The 20,831-nt window shown below is 32.9% G+C and carries 22 protein-coding genes; 19 read left to right on the top strand and 3 right to left on the bottom strand.

Translation table 11 applies throughout. From position 1 onward, the window contains the following. Positions 1 to 684: 684 nt before the first annotated feature. A complete protein-coding gene (gene rpiB / locus BLS90_RS09505) occupies positions 685 to 1,113 on the top strand; it encodes a ribose 5-phosphate isomerase B (RefSeq protein WP_091257421.1) in 429 nt (142 codons plus the stop codon). A 146-nt stretch (positions 1,114 to 1,259) separates the two neighbouring features. Here rpiB and BLS90_RS09500 read toward each other — a convergent pair whose 3' ends face one another. Both BLS90_RS09500 and BLS90_RS09495 read right to left on the bottom strand, forming a co-directional pair. Beyond that, positions 1,260 to 1,625 (bottom strand): DUF1294 domain-containing protein, encoded by a 366-nt coding sequence (locus BLS90_RS09500; protein WP_091257420.1) that lies wholly within the window; start codon positions 1,623 to 1,625, stop codon positions 1,260 to 1,262. A gap of 229 nt (positions 1,626 to 1,854) precedes the next feature. Next, entirely contained in the window at positions 1,855 to 2,436 is a 582-nt protein-coding gene (locus BLS90_RS09495; RefSeq protein WP_091257419.1) for a hypothetical protein, read from the bottom strand. A 205-nt stretch (positions 2,437 to 2,641) separates the two neighbouring features. Here BLS90_RS09495 and BLS90_RS09490 point away from each other — a divergent pair, with 205 nt between their 5' ends. From BLS90_RS09490 to BLS90_RS09480, 3 genes are read left to right on the top strand one after another with little or no spacing between them, the layout of a single operon-like run. After that, on the top strand, positions 2,642 to 4,765 hold the full coding sequence (locus BLS90_RS09490; protein WP_091257418.1) for a Tex family protein: 2,124 nt from the start codon (positions 2,642 to 2,644) through the stop codon (positions 4,763 to 4,765). Between the two features lie 48 nt (positions 4,766 to 4,813). After that, positions 4,814 to 5,044, top strand: a complete 231-nt coding sequence (locus BLS90_RS09485) for a DUF433 domain-containing protein (RefSeq protein WP_091257417.1) — start codon at positions 4,814 to 4,816, stop codon at positions 5,042 to 5,044. Next, positions 5,041 to 5,382: a DUF5615 family PIN-like protein gene (locus BLS90_RS09480; protein ID WP_091257416.1), complete on the top strand. Its 342-nt coding sequence runs from the start codon at positions 5,041 to 5,043 to the stop codon at positions 5,380 to 5,382. Before BLS90_RS09485 ends, BLS90_RS09480 begins: the two co-directional genes overlap by 4 nt. Positions 5,383 to 5,458: 76 nt before the next feature. Here BLS90_RS09480 and tatA read toward each other — a convergent pair whose 3' ends face one another. Next, positions 5,459 to 5,632 carry a twin-arginine translocase TatA/TatE family subunit gene (tatA, locus tag BLS90_RS09475; protein WP_066075957.1) on the bottom strand — a complete coding sequence of 58 codons (174 nt, stop codon included), beginning with the start codon at positions 5,630 to 5,632 and terminating at the stop codon, positions 5,459 to 5,461. A gap of 213 nt (positions 5,633 to 5,845) precedes the next feature. Between tatA and BLS90_RS09470 the strand changes: the two genes are divergently transcribed. From BLS90_RS09470 to BLS90_RS09400, 15 genes are all read left to right on the top strand, one after another. Further along, a complete protein-coding gene (locus BLS90_RS09470; protein ID WP_091257415.1) occupies positions 5,846 to 6,358 on the top strand; it encodes a peptidase in 513 nt (170 codons plus the stop codon). 34 nt (positions 6,359 to 6,392) lie between these two features. Then, positions 6,393 to 7,880, top strand: a complete 1,488-nt coding sequence (locus BLS90_RS09465) for a GH3 family domain-containing protein (protein ID WP_091257499.1) — start codon at positions 6,393 to 6,395, stop codon at positions 7,878 to 7,880. Between the two features lie 36 nt (positions 7,881 to 7,916). After that, positions 7,917 to 9,596 carry a DUF6909 family protein gene (locus tag BLS90_RS09460; protein WP_091257414.1) on the top strand — a complete coding sequence of 560 codons (1,680 nt, stop codon included), beginning with the start codon at positions 7,917 to 7,919 and terminating at the stop codon, positions 9,594 to 9,596. Between the two features lie 8 nt (positions 9,597 to 9,604). Beyond that, on the top strand, positions 9,605 to 10,597 hold the full coding sequence (locus tag BLS90_RS09455) for a hypothetical protein (RefSeq protein WP_091257413.1): 993 nt from the start codon (positions 9,605 to 9,607) through the stop codon (positions 10,595 to 10,597). Positions 10,598 to 10,618: 21 nt separating this feature from the next. Further along, positions 10,619 to 11,476, top strand: coding sequence for a glucose-1-phosphate thymidylyltransferase RfbA (rfbA, locus tag BLS90_RS09450; protein WP_091257412.1), 858 nt, complete (start codon positions 10,619 to 10,621; stop codon positions 11,474 to 11,476). Between the two features lie 8 nt (positions 11,477 to 11,484). Continuing rightward, entirely contained in the window at positions 11,485 to 12,036 is a 552-nt protein-coding gene (rfbC, locus tag BLS90_RS09445) for a dTDP-4-dehydrorhamnose 3,5-epimerase (RefSeq protein ID WP_091257411.1), read from the top strand. Further along, positions 12,024 to 12,872: a dTDP-4-dehydrorhamnose reductase gene (gene rfbD / locus BLS90_RS09440; RefSeq protein ID WP_317039400.1), complete on the top strand. Its 849-nt coding sequence runs from the start codon at positions 12,024 to 12,026 to the stop codon at positions 12,870 to 12,872. Before rfbC ends, rfbD begins: the two co-directional genes overlap by 13 nt. 30 nt (positions 12,873 to 12,902) lie before the next feature. Then, a complete protein-coding gene (locus BLS90_RS09435; protein WP_091257410.1) occupies positions 12,903 to 14,147 on the top strand; it encodes an oligosaccharide flippase family protein in 1,245 nt (414 codons plus the stop codon). 123 nt (positions 14,148 to 14,270) lie between these two features. Then, positions 14,271 to 14,681: a hypothetical protein gene (locus BLS90_RS09430; protein ID WP_091257409.1), complete on the top strand. Its 411-nt coding sequence runs from the start codon at positions 14,271 to 14,273 to the stop codon at positions 14,679 to 14,681. A 248-nt stretch (positions 14,682 to 14,929) separates the two neighbouring features. Beyond that, positions 14,930 to 15,988, top strand: a complete 1,059-nt coding sequence (locus tag BLS90_RS09425; protein ID WP_139171406.1) for a hypothetical protein — start codon at positions 14,930 to 14,932, stop codon at positions 15,986 to 15,988. 572 nt (positions 15,989 to 16,560) lie between these two features. Further along, the gene (locus tag BLS90_RS16870) at positions 16,561 to 17,199 is read left to right on the top strand and encodes an O-antigen ligase family protein (protein ID WP_175455462.1); all 639 of its coding nucleotides are present in this window, start codon (positions 16,561 to 16,563) and stop codon (positions 17,197 to 17,199) included. Next, positions 17,196 to 18,287, top strand: coding sequence for a glycosyltransferase family 4 protein (locus tag BLS90_RS09415; RefSeq protein WP_091257406.1), 1,092 nt, complete (start codon positions 17,196 to 17,198; stop codon positions 18,285 to 18,287). Before BLS90_RS16870 ends, BLS90_RS09415 begins: the two co-directional genes overlap by 4 nt. A 9-nt stretch (positions 18,288 to 18,296) precedes the next feature. Next, the gene (locus BLS90_RS09410; protein WP_091257405.1) at positions 18,297 to 19,523 is read left to right on the top strand and encodes a WcaI family glycosyltransferase; all 1,227 of its coding nucleotides are present in this window, start codon (positions 18,297 to 18,299) and stop codon (positions 19,521 to 19,523) included. A gap of 274 nt (positions 19,524 to 19,797) precedes the next feature. After that, positions 19,798 to 20,544, top strand: a complete 747-nt coding sequence (locus BLS90_RS09405) for an FkbM family methyltransferase (RefSeq protein WP_091257404.1) — start codon at positions 19,798 to 19,800, stop codon at positions 20,542 to 20,544. A gap of 65 nt (positions 20,545 to 20,609) precedes the next feature. After that, on the top strand, positions 20,610 to 20,831 hold a 222-nt coding region (locus BLS90_RS09400; protein WP_139171405.1), incomplete at its 3' end, for a DUF4372 domain-containing protein.

Genomic DNA, 20,831 nt, shown 5'->3' with positions numbered 1-20,831 from the left:
ATATATTAATATAATAAAAAAGAAAAATTAAATTTAAATTATTTTTTGGTTGTTATTATAGCTTGTTAATAGTGGCAATAAATTTATTTTAAAACGCATTGAAATCAAGTTTAAAGATGTTATTGTGAGTTATCAACATACTTATTTTATTATAAACTCTTAGTTTTAAAGTGTTTTTATATTTTAATTAACAATGGTTGATAACATCAAAACTATTAATTTTGTAAATAACTCACACTACCCTTTTTTGTTGATAACCTACTTTTTAATATTGATAACTATTCTAAAATCTTATCAAACTAAATTAGGTTTTAAAAAACAGGTTTTGGATTACTTATTTTTATTTAAGTACCCAAATAAACTTCTAAAATTCTATCCGAACTTATCAACATTTGATGTTAACTTAAAGTTAACTGAATATCAAGCAATTAGGTTTCACTATTAACAATGTAAATTTTTAACATTTAAAGTATATAATTTATATTGATTTACAGCTATTTATAAAGATAATCCAATTGTTGATAACTGCTAATTGTATCACGGACTGTTAGTTACAGCTTTGGTAATTTACATTGTTTATGATACCTAAATAAAATTGAAAAATCTATCAAAGAAGCGAAATTTAAATTTCTCATGCTAGATTACTTTATTTAAATTTGCAGCACACAACTTAAAACATATTATATGAAAATCTCCATAGGAAACGATCACGCAGGACCGGATTACAAAAAAGCAATCGTTGAAATGCTTGAAGCAAAAGGACATGAAGTAACGAATTATGGAACTGATTCAACAGAAAGCGTAGATTACCCTGATTTTGGTCGTCCAGTGGCTACTGATGTCTCTGAGGGAAAAGCTGATTTTGGAATTGTTATTTGCGGAAGCGGAAATGGAATTGCCATGACAGTCAACAAATACGCAAAAGTAAGAGCTGCTTTATGCTGGACAAAAGAAGTTGCCGTTTTAGCACGTCAGCATAATGATGCCAATATTATTAGTATTCCTGCTCGTTTCACTTCAATTCCACAAGCGGTAGAAATGGTAGAAGCCTTTTTAAACACGGATTTTGAAGGTGGAAGACACCAAAATAGAGTAGATAAAATTTCTTGTTAGAATTTTTATTGGCTTAATTTACATCAATTCAGTCAACGCACTGACTGAATTAATGTAAATTCAGTCACTACGTTGACTGAATTACTATTTTTTGATTATAAAATATACGATTCACTGCGTTACGAAGGACAGGAACTACGCGCGTTTTATTTTAAGTGGAGTGAAACTAAAAAATCGAAAGTTCCCGCTGCTTTCGCAAAAGCATATCCAGAGGCTACTTTTGAAGTAATCAATAGGAGTAATTTTTTAGATTTTATAACATAGAAATATACCAAAAAAACTTGGAGTATACCAATTATAAAAAACTTCCTTAAAAAAGATATTTTTGAAGTTTTATGTCGGAAAATTAGCATCGCTAATCCAGAACCAATTGTTCCACCGATTGCACTTGAAAACAGTAAATTTCGTTCTGAAATGCGTCTTTTTTGCTGAATAGCCAGCTGTTTGTCAACTTCTATTATTGAAAAAGCAACTAAGTTAATAAGTGGAAAATACCAAAATAAAAAAGACATAAACAGGGGATTTTGAACCAAAGATAACCTTTAACAAGAATAAATGCGAACAAAATTTAATAGTCTAAATAGAAGAGGATCCTTTAAACTATGACTCATTTGGTATAATTCAATTTTTTTAAAAGCATAAAAAAATAGTTTCATAAAACATAAATTCCAATCTTGAAAACATAATTTTTCGAGATTGGAATTTCATTTTGTGATTAATCCGATTAAAAATTTAGAAGTCCTATTCATCAAAATTTAAATTGGTAGGTTCTATAATTTTTTCTGATTTTTCAATTTTCTTTCCGGTTGTTTCCACGGAACTATCTACAATTTCGAAACTCAAATTATCAAACCAGATTTTTCCTGTTCCTCGCACTAATGCACCGTATGAAATTTTTGAAGCAGTTGCAGGAACATCTACTACAATTTCATACTTTTTCCAGTCATTTGTGCCAATTATGGGGCGGTTATTCATATTATCGAACGATAATATTTGTTGAGAATTGGCTTTTTCAACTCGCAACCAAAAACAAGCTTTACCAGCAACATCTTTTGTTTTCACATAGCCGGAAAGTCGGATTCTTTTACCAAGATATTTTTCGGCAGCAAAGCTCTGCATAAGTGTACCAAATCCCGAAATATTAGGCATTATGGATTGAATAGTTGCGGCATTTTTCCCGTCGTAACCGGCTCCTTTTTCGACTCTCATGTCATAACTGTTTGGATCACTTCCGGATTTAAACCAACCAGATGGTAATTCAAATGACAAAAATGTTAAGGCTAATCCAATTAGCAAAAAACGTTTAATAGTAGTAGTTTCCATTTTTGTGAGGTATTAATTGTTTACTTACTTTTCATAGTTAGCAGGATTTTAATATCTGTAAATCAGGGACTTATAAAATTAGTTAAAAATTTAGTAATCACAACATTAAAATTTAATTATATTTTCAACAAGCTTAAAATTGGTTAAAAAACAATGTATTTTTGTTTTCCATTAAAATCTATATCCGCCTAATAAGGTCAGCATTATGACAAACATCGATTATATCAAAAAACATGTTGCTACTGCAGCTATAAACATTCAAAATACCGTTCAATTATTACAGGAAGATTGTACCATTCCGTTTATTTCTAGGTATCGGAAAGATAAAACCGGTAATTTGGACGAGGTTTTTATTGAGCAAATTGCCAAATTCCAGAAGGAATATGAAGTGATTGTAAAACGCAAAGAAGCGATTTTAAAATCGATTCTGGAACAAAATGCACTTAGCCCAGAATTAGAGAAAAAAATCCAGCAAAGTTTCGATTTACAGGAATTGGAGGATTTTTATCTGCCTTTTAAAAAGAAGAAAAAAACAAAAGCGGATACTGCCCGAGAAAACGGATTAGAACCGCTAGCCAAAATTATTATGGCGCAAAATAATGATGATGTCGATTTTATTTCGACAAAATACTTGAACGAAAATATTATTAATGAAGATGCAGCATTGCAAGGCGCCAGGGATATTATTGCCGAATGGATTAATGAAAATATTTATGTTCGAAAGCAACTCCGACGATTGTACGAACGCAAAGCCACCATTACCACCAAAGTTGTAAAAACGAAAAAAGAAGACGAAGCAGCACAGAAATTCAATCAGTATTTCGATTGGTCAGAACCGTTGACTAAAGCACCTTCGCACAGATTATTAGCAATGCTTCGTGCCGAAAATGAAGGTTTTATTAAGTTTAAAGTAGAAGTAGATATCGATGAAGCGTATGATATTATTGATGCATTAGTTTTAAAAAGTCAAAACAAAACTACGTCGCACGTACAATTAGCAATCGAAGATTCGTATAAACGATTACTCAATCCGGCTATTTCTAACGAAGCTTTACAAGAAGCTAAAGCGAAGGCTGATGCCAATTCGATTCAGGTTTTTGCGAATAATTTAGGGCAATTATTATTAGCTCCGCCTTTGGGTGAAAAACGAATTCTGGCCATTGATCCAGGATTTAGAAGCGGTTGTAAAATTGTTTGTTTGGACGAAAAAGGGGATCTATTATATAACGAAACTATTTATCCGCACGCACCTCAAAAAGAGGAAGCGATGGCAATGAAAAAAATCCGTTCGATGGTGAATTCCTATAAAATTGACGCGATTTCAATAGGAAATGGAACGGCTTCGAGAGAAACCGAATTCTTTATCAAGAAAATCGCTTTTGATAAACCGGTTCAAGTTTTTATCGTTTCAGAAGCGGGAGCATCCGTGTATTCAGCTTCAAAAATTGCCAGAGACGAATTTCCTAATTATGATGTGACGGTTCGAGGTTCAGTTTCTATCGGAAGACGTTTGAGTGATCCTTTGGCGGAATTGGTAAAAATTGACCCGAAAGCCATTGGCGTAGGCCAATACCAACACGATGTAGACCAAACCAAACTCAAAGAAGAATTAGACAATACGGTGATTCGTTGCGTGAATTCAGTTGGAATTAACATCAATACTGCGAGCAAGCATTTACTGAGTTATGTGAGTGGAATAGGAGAGAAGCTTGCCGAAAACATTGTGAATTATCGATCTGAAAACGGTCCTTTTACAGATCGAAAACAATTAAAAAAAGTGCCTCGTTTGGGTGAAAAAGCGTATCAGCAAGGCGTTGCTTTTATCCGAATTTCGAATGCAAAAAATCCGTTAGATAATTCAGCGGTTCATCCCGAAGCTTATGGAATCGTCGAAAAAATGGCAAAAGACTTGAAATTGACTGTGCATGATTTGATTGCCAACAAAGAAAAAACAGCCTTAATTAAACCAGAAAATTACATTACACCAGATATAGGATTATTGGGATTGAAAGACATCATCAAAGAACTCGAAAAACCAGGATTAGATCCAAGAAAATCAGCTAAAGTATTTGAATTTGACCCGAATGTAAAAACGATAAAAGATGTAAAAACAGGAATGGTTTTACCGGGAATTGTCAATAACATTACCAATTTTGGTTGTTTTGTGGATATTGGAGTCAAAGAAAGCGGTTTGGTTCATATTTCCCAACTAAAAGCAGGTTTTGTCAGCGATGTGAATGAGGTGGTAAAATTACACCAACATGTTACCGTAAAAGTGGTGGAAGTCGATGAGGATAGAAAGAGAATTCAGTTGACGATGGTTATTTAACGAGGAACCAAAAAAATTGATTAAATTTGAATAGTAAAAAAATCAATTATGGAAGATTGGCAAAAATATATCAGCATAAATCCAGAAATCAGAAGTGGTAAACCTTGTGTTTCGGGCACTAGAATTACCGTTTCGGATGTGTTATCTTATTTAGCCGCAGGAATGTCGATGGAAGAAATTATTGTAGATTTTCCAGCCTTGGATAAAGAAAAAATCATTGCCACACTTTCATTTGCAGCTTATCGGGATAAGATAACTACAATTGCTTTTGCATCATGAAGTTATTATTAGATGAAAATTTGTCTTGGCGAATGATAAAGCAGCTTACGCCAATTTTCTCAGAAGTTGTTCACGCAGCAGAATTAAAAATTAAACAACCTGCAGATGATATTTCAATTTGGGATTATGCTAAGAAAAATGGATTTACAATCATCAGTAAAGACGATGATTTCGAGAAAATTGTACTTTTAAGAAAAGCACCACCCAAGCTAATTTATCTTAAAACATATAATTTAGATACTAAAAAATTAGTCGATTTGATTATGGAAAATAGCGACAAAACAATCAAATTTATTAATTCTGATGAAAACGACATTTTCGAAATTTATTCCAATTAGTTTAAAAATAAAGTTCTCAACTAATGATAATTTAAATCATAAAAAAAGGCTTTTCAAATTATGAAAAGCCTTTTTTTTATTTTGTTTCTTCTTCTTTTTTATCAGCTGGCTGACCGTCTTTAGCAGCGTTTTTGAATTCTTTGATTCCGCTTCCTAAACCTTTCATCAATTCCGGGATTTTTTTACCACCAAAAAGTAATAAAACAATCGCTAATATAACAAGGATTTCTGTAACACCTAATCTTCCCATGATTGAATAATTTATTGCCGAAGCAAATTAGTAATAAAACTGCAGACAAAGGTATATAGAATTAGTTAACCGAAAATCATTTTGATGCATTTATTTGGTTTCATAAGCGTTAAAAATTTGCTAAAAATAAATTTACGTTAAGAACAGTGACGTCAATGCAAGGGAATACAATCAATGACAATAATTGTTATATTTGTTCAATAATCAATTTAGATGTCCAAGAAAAGACAAAAACGCAAAGTAATAAAGGAAAACCTATTCAATAAAAGGCGTTTAATAATTTTAAACGAGGATACTTTTGAAGAAACTTTTTCGTTGAAACTTACCTTAATGAATGTTTTTGTGGTAGCTACTTTAGGAGCTATAATTATTACAATTGTCACTATATTTATCATAGCTTTTACCCCGTTACGAGAATTTATACCAGGATATTCTTCTTCAAAATTAAAGCGAGATGCACTGGAACTCGCTTTAAAGTCAGATTCATTGTCCAAAGCCCTACAGCGCAATGAAGCTTATATTCAATCAATTCAGAAAGTGTTAACCGGTGAATTAGAATATGCAAAATTCAATAAAGATTCTATACTTTCGGTTGCAGATGAAGTTGTACCGCCGGTTAATTTATCAGCCTCAAAGCAAGAATTGGAGTTGCGAAAAGAAGTAGCGGAGGAAGATAAAAATGCAATCTCAAACGCCGTTAAAAGAAAAAGCGGAGACCCGAAATAAACGTATCTTTCCATTTTTAAAGAATAAAATCAAAATGTCGATAAAATCAATTGCAGCAAAAATATTTGCACAAAAAATATACAAGAAAACACAACTGTGGGCTACTAATCCTATTGTAACTCAAAAAAAGGTGTTGCATGAATTAATAATAGCTGCAAAAAAGACTCAATTTGGCATAGACCATCATTTTGAAACGATAAAAAACGAGAAGGATTTTGCAAAACAAGTTCCAATACGCGATTATGAAGCGTTGAAACCGTATGTAGATCAAGTAGTGAAAGGTGCCGAAAATATTCTTTGGAAAGGCAAGCCCCTTTATTTTGCTAAAACTTCTGGAACTACTTCGGGAGCAAAATACATTCCGCTGACTAAAGAATCCATGCCTTTTCATATTGAGGCGGCTCGAAATGCAATTCTTCATTACATTCACGAAACTGGAAAAGCTGATTTTGTTGACGGGAAAATGATTTTTTTGCAAGGAAGTCCATTATTAGAGGAAAAAAACGGAGTTAAATTAGGTCGCTTGTCTGGAATTGTAGCCAATTTTGTTCCGAATTACCTTCAAAAAAACCGAATGCCCTCATGGGAAACGAATTGTATCGAGGATTGGGAAACCAAAGTAAATGCAATTGTCGAGGAAACCTTTGATAAAAACATGACGGTCATTTCAGGAATCCCTTCTTGGGTGCAAATGTATTTTGAAAAATTGCATCAAAAAGGAGGGAAGCCAGTGGGTGAAATCTTCAAAAATTTCAATTTGTTTATTTACGGCGGCGTCAATTATGAACCGTATCGCGCAAAATTTGAAAATCTTATTGGACGAAAAGTAGACAGTATCGAGTTATTTCCGGCCTCGGAAGGCTTTTTTGCCTACCAAGATTCACAAAAGGAACGCGGCATGTTACTGCTTTTAAACTCCGGAATTTTTTATGAATTTATAAAATCGGATGAATTCTCTAATGAAAAGCCAAAACGTTATACGATTGGCGAAGTAGAATTGGGAGTGAATTATGTTTTGATAGTTTCTACCAATGCAGGACTGTGGGGTTATAATATTGGCGATACCGTTCAGTTCACCAGTTTAAAACCGTACCGAATAATTGTATCGGGAAGAATCAAACATTATATTTCGGGTTTTGGAGAACATGTAATTGGTAAAGAAGTGGAAAGTGCGTTACAGGAAGCAATTCTTGGAACTACCATTCGAATCAATGAGTTTACCGTGGCACCACAAATCACTCCAGCAGAGGGATTGCCGTATCATGAATGGTTTATTGAATTTGAAAACGAACCGGAAGACAGCGTATCTTTTGCGGAAGCGCTGGACAATGCCATGCGAAAACAGAACATGTATTACGCTGATTTGATTGTGGGCAAAGTGTTGCGAAAAGTGGTGGTTACCAAAGTCGTTAAAAACGGTTTTCAGGACTATATGAAATCGATTGGCAAATTGGGGGGACAAAATAAAATCCCGAGACTTTCTAATGATAGAAACATTGTGGATTTGTTAAAAAATAAATAAATGTCTTACCTTTGCAGGTTAGAAAATAAGTAGAAAATGAAAGAAACAAAAAATATATCACGTTCCAGAGCGCAAGAATCATCTGCAGCAATTGAAAAAATGTACATTACGATGCGTCACCTTTTCAATAGGGGATTTTACAAACCTATGGGAATTTCAGGGGATACGTTACGAGAAGCATTATTAGCACTGCGACCAGAAATTTATGGGAATATTGCCGAAGAAAAAGTAGAATTGAACGGGCTTTTATATGTTATTGAACGACTTCCGCTAGGAATTGAAGAATGTCGTTTTATCAATTTAACTTCGGAAGAAGGGTATTCTAAATCGCATTTTCAGGCGATTGTACCTCCAAAAAGACGTCGTAATTGTTACCGTATCGATGAGGAACAAATGAATGTGGAGATTACAAGAGGACGCTCTGATATTTATGATATTCTGACGCATTTGACTTTCATTTTCATCGAATCACACAAAATTAGAAACCGAGTTTTACTGGATGATGCCGGCGAAGTTTCTCGCGACTGGTTCAAACTGGAACAAGCAGTTTCACAAAAGAAGAAACTGACTTTGGTAGAAAAAGAGAAAGCCATTTCGCATGCCGCCAATATTCTGGGAAGAACATTTGAGGAAGTATTGGATATTTATGATGCTTTTGGTTCAGCTGCTGCGCCAGATCGTTTCTTGCATGTCATCTTTTGGTTGGGAAAACTCGCCATTGAAGAAATTGTAGATGATAACAAGAGAACAATCACCTTTAGTCCTATTTTGAGAGAGCGTTTGGGTCACCACATTCACGGGGAAATTTGGGCTACCAACATCAAGGAAGTTTTGAAAGAAAACCAACTTTTAGACCGACCAATTCACGTAATCAGTGCGAACATGCACAGTGTGATGAACTCTATTTTTGCAACGGAAGTTTTGAAAACCAAGTTCAAAGACAAATCGGATTTCTTTATTTATGAGGAATTGAGTAAGTCCGGTGCGAATGCGGTTCGAAACCAAGTGGAAGAAGTTGCGTTGAAATGCGGAATGATTTCGTTGCCGGATACATCAGGAACAAATATCGATGTGCAAATTTTTGATACTGCTAAAATGGATTGGGCAAAAACGTCATTTCCAAAGGCAAATACGGGAGATAAAAAACCAGTGCTTATTGTTATGGATTACGCGTTTGGAGAACAAGCGTATGAAACCATTGACGAGTTGTTGAAACCGTTTAAAAAAGACATTTTATTAAATGTGGAATCGGTTTCTATCATGGGGAAAGCTGGAATTCTGGAAGGTGGAAAAGGGGATATTATGATTCCAAATGCACACATCAATGAAGGAACGGCGGATAATTATTTTTTCGAAAATGAATTAACAGCTGCAATGTTTGAAGGAAACGACATTGCTGTTTTTGCAGGTCCAATGGTTACTGTATTAGGAACGTCATTGCAAAATAGAGATTTATTGAAGTTTTTCCATGAATCGACTTGGGGAATTATCGGATTGGAAATGGAAGGTTCTTATTATCAAAAAGCGATTCAATCGGCCTCCAAAATCAGAAAGAGTGTACCTCATGATGTTAAGGTAAGATATGCATATTATGCCTCTGATAATCCTTTGGAAACCGGAAGCACATTAGCTTCAGGAGGACTAGGAACTACGGGTGTAAAACCAACCTATTTGATTACCATTAAAATATTGGAACAAATTTTCAACGCAAAATAATACTATAGATGAGTCCAAACGTGCCCAATAATTCACAAGAACAGGAAATAGATTTAACTCAAATTTCAAAAAAAATAGGCGATTTTGTACAAGATTTTAATACTTTCTTATTCAGATGTATTGGGTTTTTTGTCAAGAATGTACGAGTAATTTTGATTTTGTTTGTAGTTGGTCTTGCCCTGGGACTTTTTATAGACCAGAGAAATAAGAATTATAAAAGTGAGGTTATTGTAGCTCCTAATTTTGGTAGTACGGATTATTTATATGCAAAAATTGATTTATTAGCTGCTAAAGTAAAGGAAAGAGATACTTTTTTTTTAAAAGCAATCGGTATTCTAGAGCCAACTAAAATAACAAAAATTTCTATTGAACCCATTGTCGACGTTTATAGTTTTATCAATAACAGCGACCAAAATTTTGCACTGCTAAAGTTAATGGCAGAAGATGGAGATTTAAAATCCATTGTGAAGGAAACGACCACCAGTAAGAATTATACTTTTCATACTATTACTTTTTTAACAAAGGGAATAACTAATAATGAAAAGGGGATCCAACCGATTTTAAACTATTTAAACACGAGCGATTACTATACAAAAATTCAGAAAGCGTCCGTGATTAATATTCAAGAAAGGATAAAGACCAACCAGGGAATTGTTTCTCAAATAGACGGAATCTTAAACGAGTTTTCGAATGCTACAGCTGGAAACAATCAAAAAAGTGATAAATTGGTTTACTACAATGAAAATACGCAATTGAATGATGTCATTAAAACGAAAGAATCATTGCTTACAGAAATTGGAAACTTAAAAATTAAGTTGTTAACTTCGGATAAAATAATAAAAGAGAATAGCACCGCTATAAATATTGAAAATACAGCCTCTATTAATGGCAAAATGAAATTAATACTGCCGTTTTTATTTATTTTTATTTTCATTTCTATTTCATTTTTCATCGCTTTTTATAAAAAGCAAATGTTTAAGGCACAACAAATAGCAATATAATTTGAACTTTAATTGTAATCTATGAAAGGAATAATATTAGCAGGAGGATCAGGAACTCGTTTGCATCCACTGACGTTAGCCGTAAGCAAACAATTGATGCCTATTTATGATAAACCCATGATTTACTATCCACTATCATCCTTAATGTGGGCAGGAATTAGAGAAATACTTATTATTTCTACACCGCATGATTTACCACTATTTAGACAATTGCTTGGTGATGGGTCTAACTTGGGCTGTCGTTTTGAATACGCTGTTCAGGAACACCCAAACGGTTTAGCAGAAGCCTTTATCATAGGCAAGGATTTTATTGGCAAAGACAAAGTGGCCCTGGTTCTAGGAGACAATATTTTTTACGGAACGGGTTTGTCTGATTTACTGCAAGCTAATAATGATCCTGAAGGCGGGATTATTTATGCCTATCATGTGAATGATCCAGAGCGTTATGGCGTAGTTGATTTTGATACTAATGGTAAAGTACTTTCTATTGAAGAAAAACCTTTGGTACCTAAATCGAATTATGCAGTACCAGGAATTTATTTTTATGACAATGACGTTGTTGATATTGCAGCCAATATTAAACCGAGTCAACGCGGAGAAATTGAAATTACAGATGTGAATAAGGAATATCTTAGGAGAGGAAAACTAAAAGTTAGTATTCTGGACCGAGGAACAGCTTGGTTTGATACGGGAACATTTAACTCTTTGATGCAGGCATCCCAGTTTGTACAAGTTATTGAAGAGCGCCAAGGACTCAAGATAGGCTCTATTGAAGAGGCTGCTTATACCATGGGGTATATCGATGCCGAACAGTTAAAAGCAATAGCACAACCGTTACTAAAAAGTGGCTACGGCACGCATTTGCTAGATATTATTTAAAATTAATTATGAAATTTATACCTACTACACTCGAAGGATGTTATATTATAGAACCTAAAATCATAAAAGATGAAAGGGGCTATTTTATGGAAAGTTTCAACGAGAATACCTTTCAAGAAGGAGTCCATCAAGAAGTTCATTTTGTTCAGGACAATCAGTCCTTTTCAACTAAAGGCGTACTTAGAGGGTTGCATTATCAAACTGGAATTCATGCACAAGCTAAATTAGTACGCGTTTTACAAGGCGAAGTTTTAGATGTTGCGGTCGATATTAGACCGGATTCTTTGACTTTTGGACAGCACATTTCAGTGGTACTTTCTGGCGAAAATCAAAAGCAGTTTTTTGTACCAAGGGGTTTTGCACATGGATTTTTAGTATTAAGTGACACCGCCACGTTCTTTTATAAATGTGATAATTTTTACAACAAGGATTCAGAAGGAGGAATTAGCTATAACGATACTCAACTCAATATAGATTGGCAATTTCCGGTATCAGAATTAGTTATTTCTGAAAAGGACCACTTGTTACCAACCTTACAGCATGCGAAATGCGCTTGGTAGTGCTTGTAACAGGTGCGAATGGACAATTAGGACAGTCCCTTCGATTTGTTGCCGATAAATACCCTCAAATTGATTTTGTTTTTTGTGATTCTAAAGCACTCGATATTACTGTAAAAGTAGCAATAGCGTCCGTTTTCAACACAATTAAGCCTGATTTTTGTATTAACACAGCTGCATATACCGCCGTTGATAAGGCCGAAAGTGAGCCAGATAAAGCGATTGCAATCAATTTGACCGGTGCTAAAAATTTAGCGGAGGCCTGTAAAGAGTTCAAAGCCAAATTAATTCATGTTTCTACGGATTTTATCTTTGATGGAAATGCAACAACACCTTACACCGAAGACGCAACTCCCAATCCAAAAAGCGTTTATGGGCAAACTAAATTAGACGGAGAAAAAGCTATTCAAAGCATTTTACAAGACTATTTTATTGTAAGAACATCTTGGGTTTATTCGCAATTTGGGAATAATTTTATGAAAACCATGTTGCGATTGGCCACAGAAAGAAACGAGCTAGCAGTGGTTGATGATCAAATAGGAACACCTACACATGCGGTGGAATTAGCGAATGCATTGGTACAGATTATTTTGTTTACTAATAAAAACCCAGAAATGAACACCTTCGGTATTTACAATTTCAGTAATGAAGGAGCATGCAGTTGGTTTGATTTTGCTCAAAAAATATTTGAAGTTAATCACATCAAAATTGATTTAAAACCAATACCAAGTTCTAAGTATCCAACCCCTGCGTACAGACCTCGATACAGTGTTTTAGATAAAAGCAAGATCAAAAAGACATTTGATATTGAAATTAAAACATGGGACAAAACAATTTAGGCTAAGGAAACAGAACTAATTTGAAAGTAAATGTGGAGAAAAATATACCTATCATTCAGTAATGAAGTAGCACATAACTTCTTTTATTTTAGTGTTATTAAGTTTACCAATATACTTTCAAAGTATATCTTGTTGGGTTATTTAATAAGGACTTTAGGAGAACAAGGCTATGGCATTCTTACTTGGGTTGATTCATTTACGCAATACTTTTTAATATTGGTTAATTTTGGGTTTGATATGTATGTGGCAAAATATATTGTTGAAAACAAACAAAATAAGGCTAAGATAGACGAAATTATTTCTGCCATTTTAACCATAAAAACAGGATTATTTGTCTTTGGTTTTTTACTGCTGGGGTTATTTTCTTTTAATGATGAAATAGCAAAAGTTGCCCATCTGCTATTTTTTATGTTACTGATGGGAATTGGAGAAATTTTATTTCCAATTTGGTATTTTCAAGGAATCGAAAAAATGAAACCCATCGCTATCGTAAGTGTTATTTCCAGATCTTTATTGGTTATTCTTACGATACTGTTTGTAAAAAATGCAAATCATATCGTAGTCTATATATATATTTTGGTAGTTTCGAACTTAGTTTGGGGAGGGTTGGGATTTTATTTTTTGAAAAAAGTATCCAACTTTAAATTCATAATCGTTCCCCTAGCGACGCTGAAGTTTTACCTAAAAGAAGGCTACTTATTTTTTTTAGGACGATTTTCAACACTTTTTTTAAATTTTGGCACTATCTTTTTAATTGGTTATTTCTGTTCTAAAAATTTAGTTTCCGGTTTTGACATAGCTTCTAAAATTATTTTCGCTTTTATTTTTCCTTTTGAAGTCATTCAACAAGCTGTTTTTCCATCCATTGTGCGTACAAGGAATAAACTATTTTTACAAAAACTAGTTCTTTTTACAATCTGCAGTGCTTTGTTCTTTGCAGGAAGTATTTATTATTTTTCCGAAGAATTAATGATGTTTTTTGGCGGGATTCCTATGGGGAAATATGCCTATTTACTAAAATCATTGGTAGTATTGATACCAGTAATCAGTAGTTCCATCATCATAGGAAGTTGTTCATTAGTAGCTTTTGGGGCATTAAAACAATATAATTACGCTCTTGTTTTTTCTTGTTTGATTTATATATTTGTAGTATTAATGCTGTACTTTATGGGACAAATGAGTTTTAAAAATTTAGTCAGCCTTCGTGTTAGTGTAGATATAATCATGGTTTTACTTATTTTTTATTTTGCTGTTAAAAAGAAAACGTTATTGTAATTAGAACATAAAATAAGATACAGGAAACGATATTAAAAGGTGACGATTATAATGTGATTTAATAATGAAAATTAAAAATAGCTACTATATTTGTATAAAATCTGAATTAAAAAAAACTAAAAAATGAAAAAGTATATTTATTTGATATTTGTTTTAGCATTGGCAGTATCCTGTAAAGAGGAGGAAAAGAAAGCGGATTCTTTCAGTCTAAAAGAAATTGTAAACAAACAAAAATATCAAATGGAACTCTATCAAGTAGAGGCTAATGAGTATACTTTAGTAGTTTTAAACCGGTTAACAGGAAAGGTATTTGTAGGAAAGAATGCTTCTGGATGGTATGAAGCTACAAATGCTGAAAGTATTCCAGTTTACAAAACACCAACGTATTCTATTGAAGTATTCAAAGGACCAGAATCGAGTCCTCAAATTTCCTTAATGGACGAGAAAGAGGGCGAGCTCTATATGTATATTGTAGGACATACAGCCAATTTTTACAATACAAACGCTGCAATTAAAGCGCTTGAAAGAAGCTAGTATTTCCAAAACATAGAATGATGATCGTAATTTTATTTTTTTTGTTCTTGCTGGTAGGGATGCTCTATTGGAAGCGAAAAATATTTTTGCTGTCTCCTGTTGATGTTTTTGTGTTATTTTTTATTGGGGTTTTAGTTTCAACGGTTCTATATCATAATTTCTATCCTAGTCATGAGAAATTTAATTTTTTTCAATTTGATTTTATTGGAAAAAATAAGTTTAACCGAGCCTTTTTAGTTTACATAAAAATGCTTTTACTGTTTTTAATAGGCGTTTTTTTATATTCCTTTTTGAATAAATCGTATTTTACTCTAGCAAAACAGCGGATCAAAATCATAAATGTTCAAAATATAAATCTCAATACTAATCAAATTTCCATCGTAATATTTGCGATAGCTATTGTTTGTATCGTTTTGGTTTACATTGATTATGGTTCAATGCTGTTTTATCGAGTCGAATATATCCCTAAGGACAATTCAATTTTTAAAATTATTTATCAAAATTTATTTATTGTTCTTTGCCTATTGTCAGGTACGCTTTATAGGCAAAATAGATCTCTTGCTTTAGCGGCTTTTTTTATTGCGATGACCGTTGGGATAGGAGTGGGGAGTAGGTCAGCAACAATTTATTTAGTAGCATTTGGATTGAGTTATTCAGTGTTTTTGAATCATGAGCGTGCCAAAAGATTTTTTGTTTTCTTTATTCCTTTTGTTATTGTTTTTTTTGGGTATAATATTTCGCTGCGATTGGAGTCCAATACACATGGGCTTATTCCCTATTTGAAGGCAACGGTTTCTAAACCGGAGATTCTGTTCAAGTATACAATCATGAATATTTATTATACGTTTATTTTTGGATTTTATGCAACTTCGGAGACTATTCACGTTTATAAAAACGCTTCTATTAGTAATTTAGTCACCGTATTAAACCCATTACCTGGAAGGTTGACAAACTGGTATGCAATTGCCTCAAAACTCAGGATAAATGAAATTGCTCCCTATACAGCCATAGGTGAACTGGCTAAATATCCACTTTTTAGTATCTTTTATTATTCGCTATTGGGTTATTATTTTGCGGCGGTAGATTTTTTTATAAAAAGTCAAGTCCTTCATAAAAAATATTTTTGGGCAGTACTCCAATTTTTAGTATTAGCTTTATATGTAGTTCATAGTTTTGAATACAACCTAAGATCTTCCCATCGTTTTATCTACTATTCGATGGCACTTTATATGCTTTATTTTATTTTAAAAAGAGTTAAAATTAAAATGCCTCTTAAAACAAATTCTAGTAATTTTCAGAAACAATGAGCATGAAGATAAAAGATTTTACACTTGAAAAAGTAGGGCCTTATGTTGCTTTTTTTTGTGGTTTATTTGTGTTATTGCCTTTTAAAATAAAGCCTTTAACGGTATTTGTTTTTTTTGTCTGGAGTCTTTTTTCACTTTTTAAAAACAGAAAAAACATTAAAATTGAGATAAAAACACTAATTATATGTGGTATTTTCTTCATTGGCTATGCAGTCAGCCTACTTTTTTCGGAAAATATTCAAAGGGGTTTTACAATTTTAATTCGTTGTATTCCCATTGTCCTGATTCCGCTTGGATATTCTTTTTTGACCCTAGAAACAAAAATTATTTTTAATAAAATATTTCGTAAAACGGTTATTGTTGCGGCCAGTATCTACTCAAGTCTGCTATTTATTTACTTATTCCAACTGGGTTATTTTAGTCAAAAACTGGATTTGTATACTTACTATTCCTTTATAACTTATGAATTTTGGGGTTTGAATGAACATCCCATTTATAGCTCAATCTTTTTTTCAATTGCCTTGTTTTTTATTTTGATAGAAGGTTTTAGAAACAAAATATTAAACTTTTTTTTGTTTCTAATTTTAATTTTTGGACTTTTAATACTAGCTAGAAAAGGTGTAATCGTTTCCTTTTTTATTTTATCCGGTATTTTATTATTCCTCAAAAACGACAAGAAACAGACCGCTAAATTGGTCTTTGTTTTTATTGGACTATTTTTAGTATCACTTTGTGTTACCGAAATCAGAAGTCGTTTTTTAGAACTATTTGACACTAGTAAAGTGGTAAATAACAAGGAAACCTCCTCTGGAATTAGGTATATTTTATGGAATACAAGTGAAAAAGTAATTAAAAATTCAAATTATTTAGGATATGGTGTAGGAGATGCCCAAGAAGTTTTAAGCAAAAAATTAGCTTTGGATGGATATGCAGTTTTATCTAAAGAAAATTATAATGCACACAATCAATATCTTCAAATAGGATTAGCTACTGGCGTTATTGGTATTCTTTTGTATTTATTTTCAGTAGCTTATTTATTTCGAAATTTTATGAAGCGAAAAAATGCGGAAGCAATCGTCTTTTTATTATTTTTTATTTTTGTTTTTCTTTTCGAAAGTGTTTTGGAACGGCAAAACGGAATAATTATTTACTCCTTTATTACAAGTATGTTTATTTACACTTCGGAGTTTGATAAAAACATTTCAAAATGAGACAGAACTTGCTTATCATTGGCCCTTTTCCAGGTCCACCAAAAGGAATCAGTTTGTCCAACGAAGTTGTTGCAAATGGCTTAGCCAAGAGGGGTTGGAATGTAAAAAAAATAAATACGGAACTTTCAGATGCTGTTAATAGCGCCATCGGTACTTTCTCATTTGAGAAGTTGAACTTTCTAAAGACTTATTTACAGAGTTACAAAATTTTCCCAGCCGATGCCGTTTATATCACTATTGGGATTACATTTTTTGGCGTCCTAAAATATGCCCCTTTCATCATTTTGGCGAAAATTTTAAACAAGAAGATACTCCTTCATTTGCACAGCAACCACCTAAAAAAAGAATATCATTCGTTACATGGAATAAAAAAGACTCTTTTTTTTAAAATCATTGCTTCATTCGATACAGGAATCGTACTTTCTACTTCATTAAGAGACAACTTGACTCCATTTATTGCGGAAGAGGCTGTTTATGAATTGTATAATTTTGTAGAAGATAAATTATTGCTTTCTGAGGAAATAGTGTTACAGCAAAAAGATTTTTCCACAATTCGACTTTTCTTCTTAAGTAATTTATTAGAAGAAAAAGGGATAAACCTGTTGCTTAAAGTGATTAAAAGATTGAATGAAGAAGGTCTATTTATAGAAGTTAAAATAGCAGGAAACAAGATTAAAGACAACAATGTAGATGGGTTACTAGCAGATTTAAGTAATGTGTCCTATCTAGGAATTGTCTCCGGAACCGCCAAGCAAGACTTGTTGATTTGGGGAAATGTTTTTTGTCTACCTACCTTTTTCAGTATGGAAGGACAACCTATTAGTATTTTAGAGGCAATGGCTTTTAATGCCTTAATACTGACTACAAAACATGCCGGAATTCCCGATATTTGTTCAGAGGAAAACGCTGTATTTTGTATCGAAAAAAGTGAAGAAGATCTGTATTTAAAATTGAAATTCACAATTTCAAATTGGGAGGAATTACAAAAAAAAGCAATAGCAAACGGAGTCTATGCTAGGCAGAGGTTTACTGAAACCAAATTTCTTACTACTCTAGAAAGTATCATTTTAGAAACAATTAGGAAATAAACGGCAACTATGAAAATTACTATAATTGGCCATAATTATTTCCCAGAGGACAGCGGGATTGGTTTATACACAACTGGTGTGGCGGAATTTTTGGCGCTCAAACACGAAGTTAGTATTATAACTGGCGTTCCTTATTATCCGCAATGGAAGGTTCATGCTGAATATGTTAATAGCCCCCTTTTTTCGAAAGAAACGATCAACCACGTCACAGTATATAGATTCAAGCAATACACACCCGCAAAACCAACCTTTTTCAAAAGAGTCCTTCAAATGGCTCATTTCCTTGTGGGTTCTGTTGTTAATGTTTTAAAAATCAAAAAATCGGATGTGATTATTGTCGTTATGCCTTTCACAGTTTCCATTATTTTAGGTTGGTTTTTAAAAATAAGTAAGGGAGGGATGTTATGGATTCACATACAGGATTTTGAATTTGATGCTGCCTTGAAAACTAAGGTACCGTCTAAGCATCAGATCATCTCTAAGATTTTATTTCAAATTGAGAAATGGACATTAAACAGAGCGGACTGTAATAGTACGATCAGTAAAGGCATGATGATCAAATTAGCGCAGAAATCTAACGTTGATCGAATTTACTTTCCAAATTGGATCGATTATTCTATGATAAATCCTGAAACTGCCCAAGAGAATAAGGTATTTACTAGTTCTACTACATTCAACATCCTTTACTCAGGTAACATTGGTGAAAAGCAAGACTGGGATTTCTACATGCAGTTCGTAACAGCAATGCAGATGCATCCTGAATTCCATTTTTATTTGGTTGGTGAAGGCGCAAAAAGAGAGGAAATTGTGCAGCAGTTACAAATCCTAGGTAATTTCACCTATTGTCCGCCAGTACCTTATAATCAGTTAAATAACTTGTTGTGTCAGGCAGATGTTCATGTATTGTTTCAAAAACCAGAGTTCAAAGATCTAGTAATGCCTTCAAAAATTTTAGGAATGATGGCAAGCGCAAAGCCTTCCATAGTTACTGGCCACGAAGATTCTGAAATAAAGAGCAATTTTGAGCATTCTCAAGGTGGGTTTTATATCCATGAAAACAGTATTGAAACGGTAAAACTAGCACTACTCCAATTAAAAGAAAATCCCAAAACGGGAAAATTAATGGGCTTAAGAGCAAGACAATACGTGGTAGCAAATTTTGCTCTCGAAAGTGTATTACCACAGTTCGAGAAAGATTTGATAAAAAAAGCAAACAATTTTATTGATTTATTTTAGAGAATATAGCGTCAACTTCCAGCTGTTCTCCTGTCTTTGTATCATAGAATCTATTTTCTAAAGCTTGTAAATGGAACCCTAAATGCCACAATTTAGCTTCCATTTCGTGATAAAATGTACCATATTAATAGTTGTAAAACCTCATAATCAGTAGGCATCTTTAATTAAACAATAGAAGTAAAATAGTAGTGTTAAACAGGATATTGTTTTAGGTTTTATTTTATCTTGCACTATTAAAATTAAGTTAAAACAAGCACTAGATAATTAAAAAATAATGAGGTATTCTACACTGATCAAACAGTTATTTATTGTTGCAAAGTCTAAATGGGCTTTACAGTTAGTTCAAGGAAAACTCTTTTCCATAGCTTCATTTGAAGTTGTTTCTAATTTAAAAAAAATGGTGCCCCAATTAGATAATATTATTGATGTTGGTTCTAATTCAGGCCAATTCTCTAAAGTCGCTAGCCATTTTTATCCTAATGCAGCAATAAACGCCTTTGAACCATTGCCAGACTTGTATTTAAAAATCGAAAAATTATTCGATTCCAATAAAAAAATCAAAACGCATAACCTTGCTTTAGGAAACGAAGTGGGAGTGATTAATTTCAACAAAAACAAATACGGTCATATTAGTTCTATATTAGATATCAGCTCGGACAATATTCACTACCCAAAACAAGAGAATGACTTGTCGCAGATTAAGGTAGAAATAAAAACGCTAGATTCTCTTTTATTGACAAATAGTGTAAAGGCTGAAATTACGTTGTTAAAATTAGATGTTCAAGGTTATGAATTAGAAGTCTTAAAAGGGGCTGAAGAATCATTAAAAAACATAGATTATATAATAATTGAAGCTAATTTAGAACAACTTTATACAAATCAACCTTCATTTACTGAAATGAATACTCATCTCATGAGTAAGCATTTTGAACTCTCTGGAATGCTTGATTTCAATTTAGGACATAAAAACAAATATATTGAAGTTGATTTATTATATAAAAAAACCATTGTTGTCCGATAAAAAAGAAGCCAAATTAATGGCTTCTTAAAATAATCGTAATTTAGAGTTGCAAAATTCAAATAACGATGGGTAAAAATAAGTATTTTTCGACTAAGTCTGTTTTCGGACAGCTGATTTCTTTAATAGATGATTCAATGGTTCAGAAAGCTGTTGAGAAATATGATTCAGACAGATATGTGAAAAGTTTTAAAAGTCAAGATCATTTATTTAGTCTGGTTTTTTGCTGTTTAGAAAAATGCAATTCATTGCGCGAAGTTGCTCAAGGAATGCTTGGTTTGTCAGGTAAA

Source organism: Flavobacterium omnivorum, from assembly GCF_900099915.1.
GTDB lineage: Bacteria > Bacteroidota > Bacteroidia > Flavobacteriales > Flavobacteriaceae > Flavobacterium > Flavobacterium omnivorum.
Note: the sequence above shows the minus strand (reverse complement) of the source record. Positions and strands in the feature narration are given on the sequence as shown.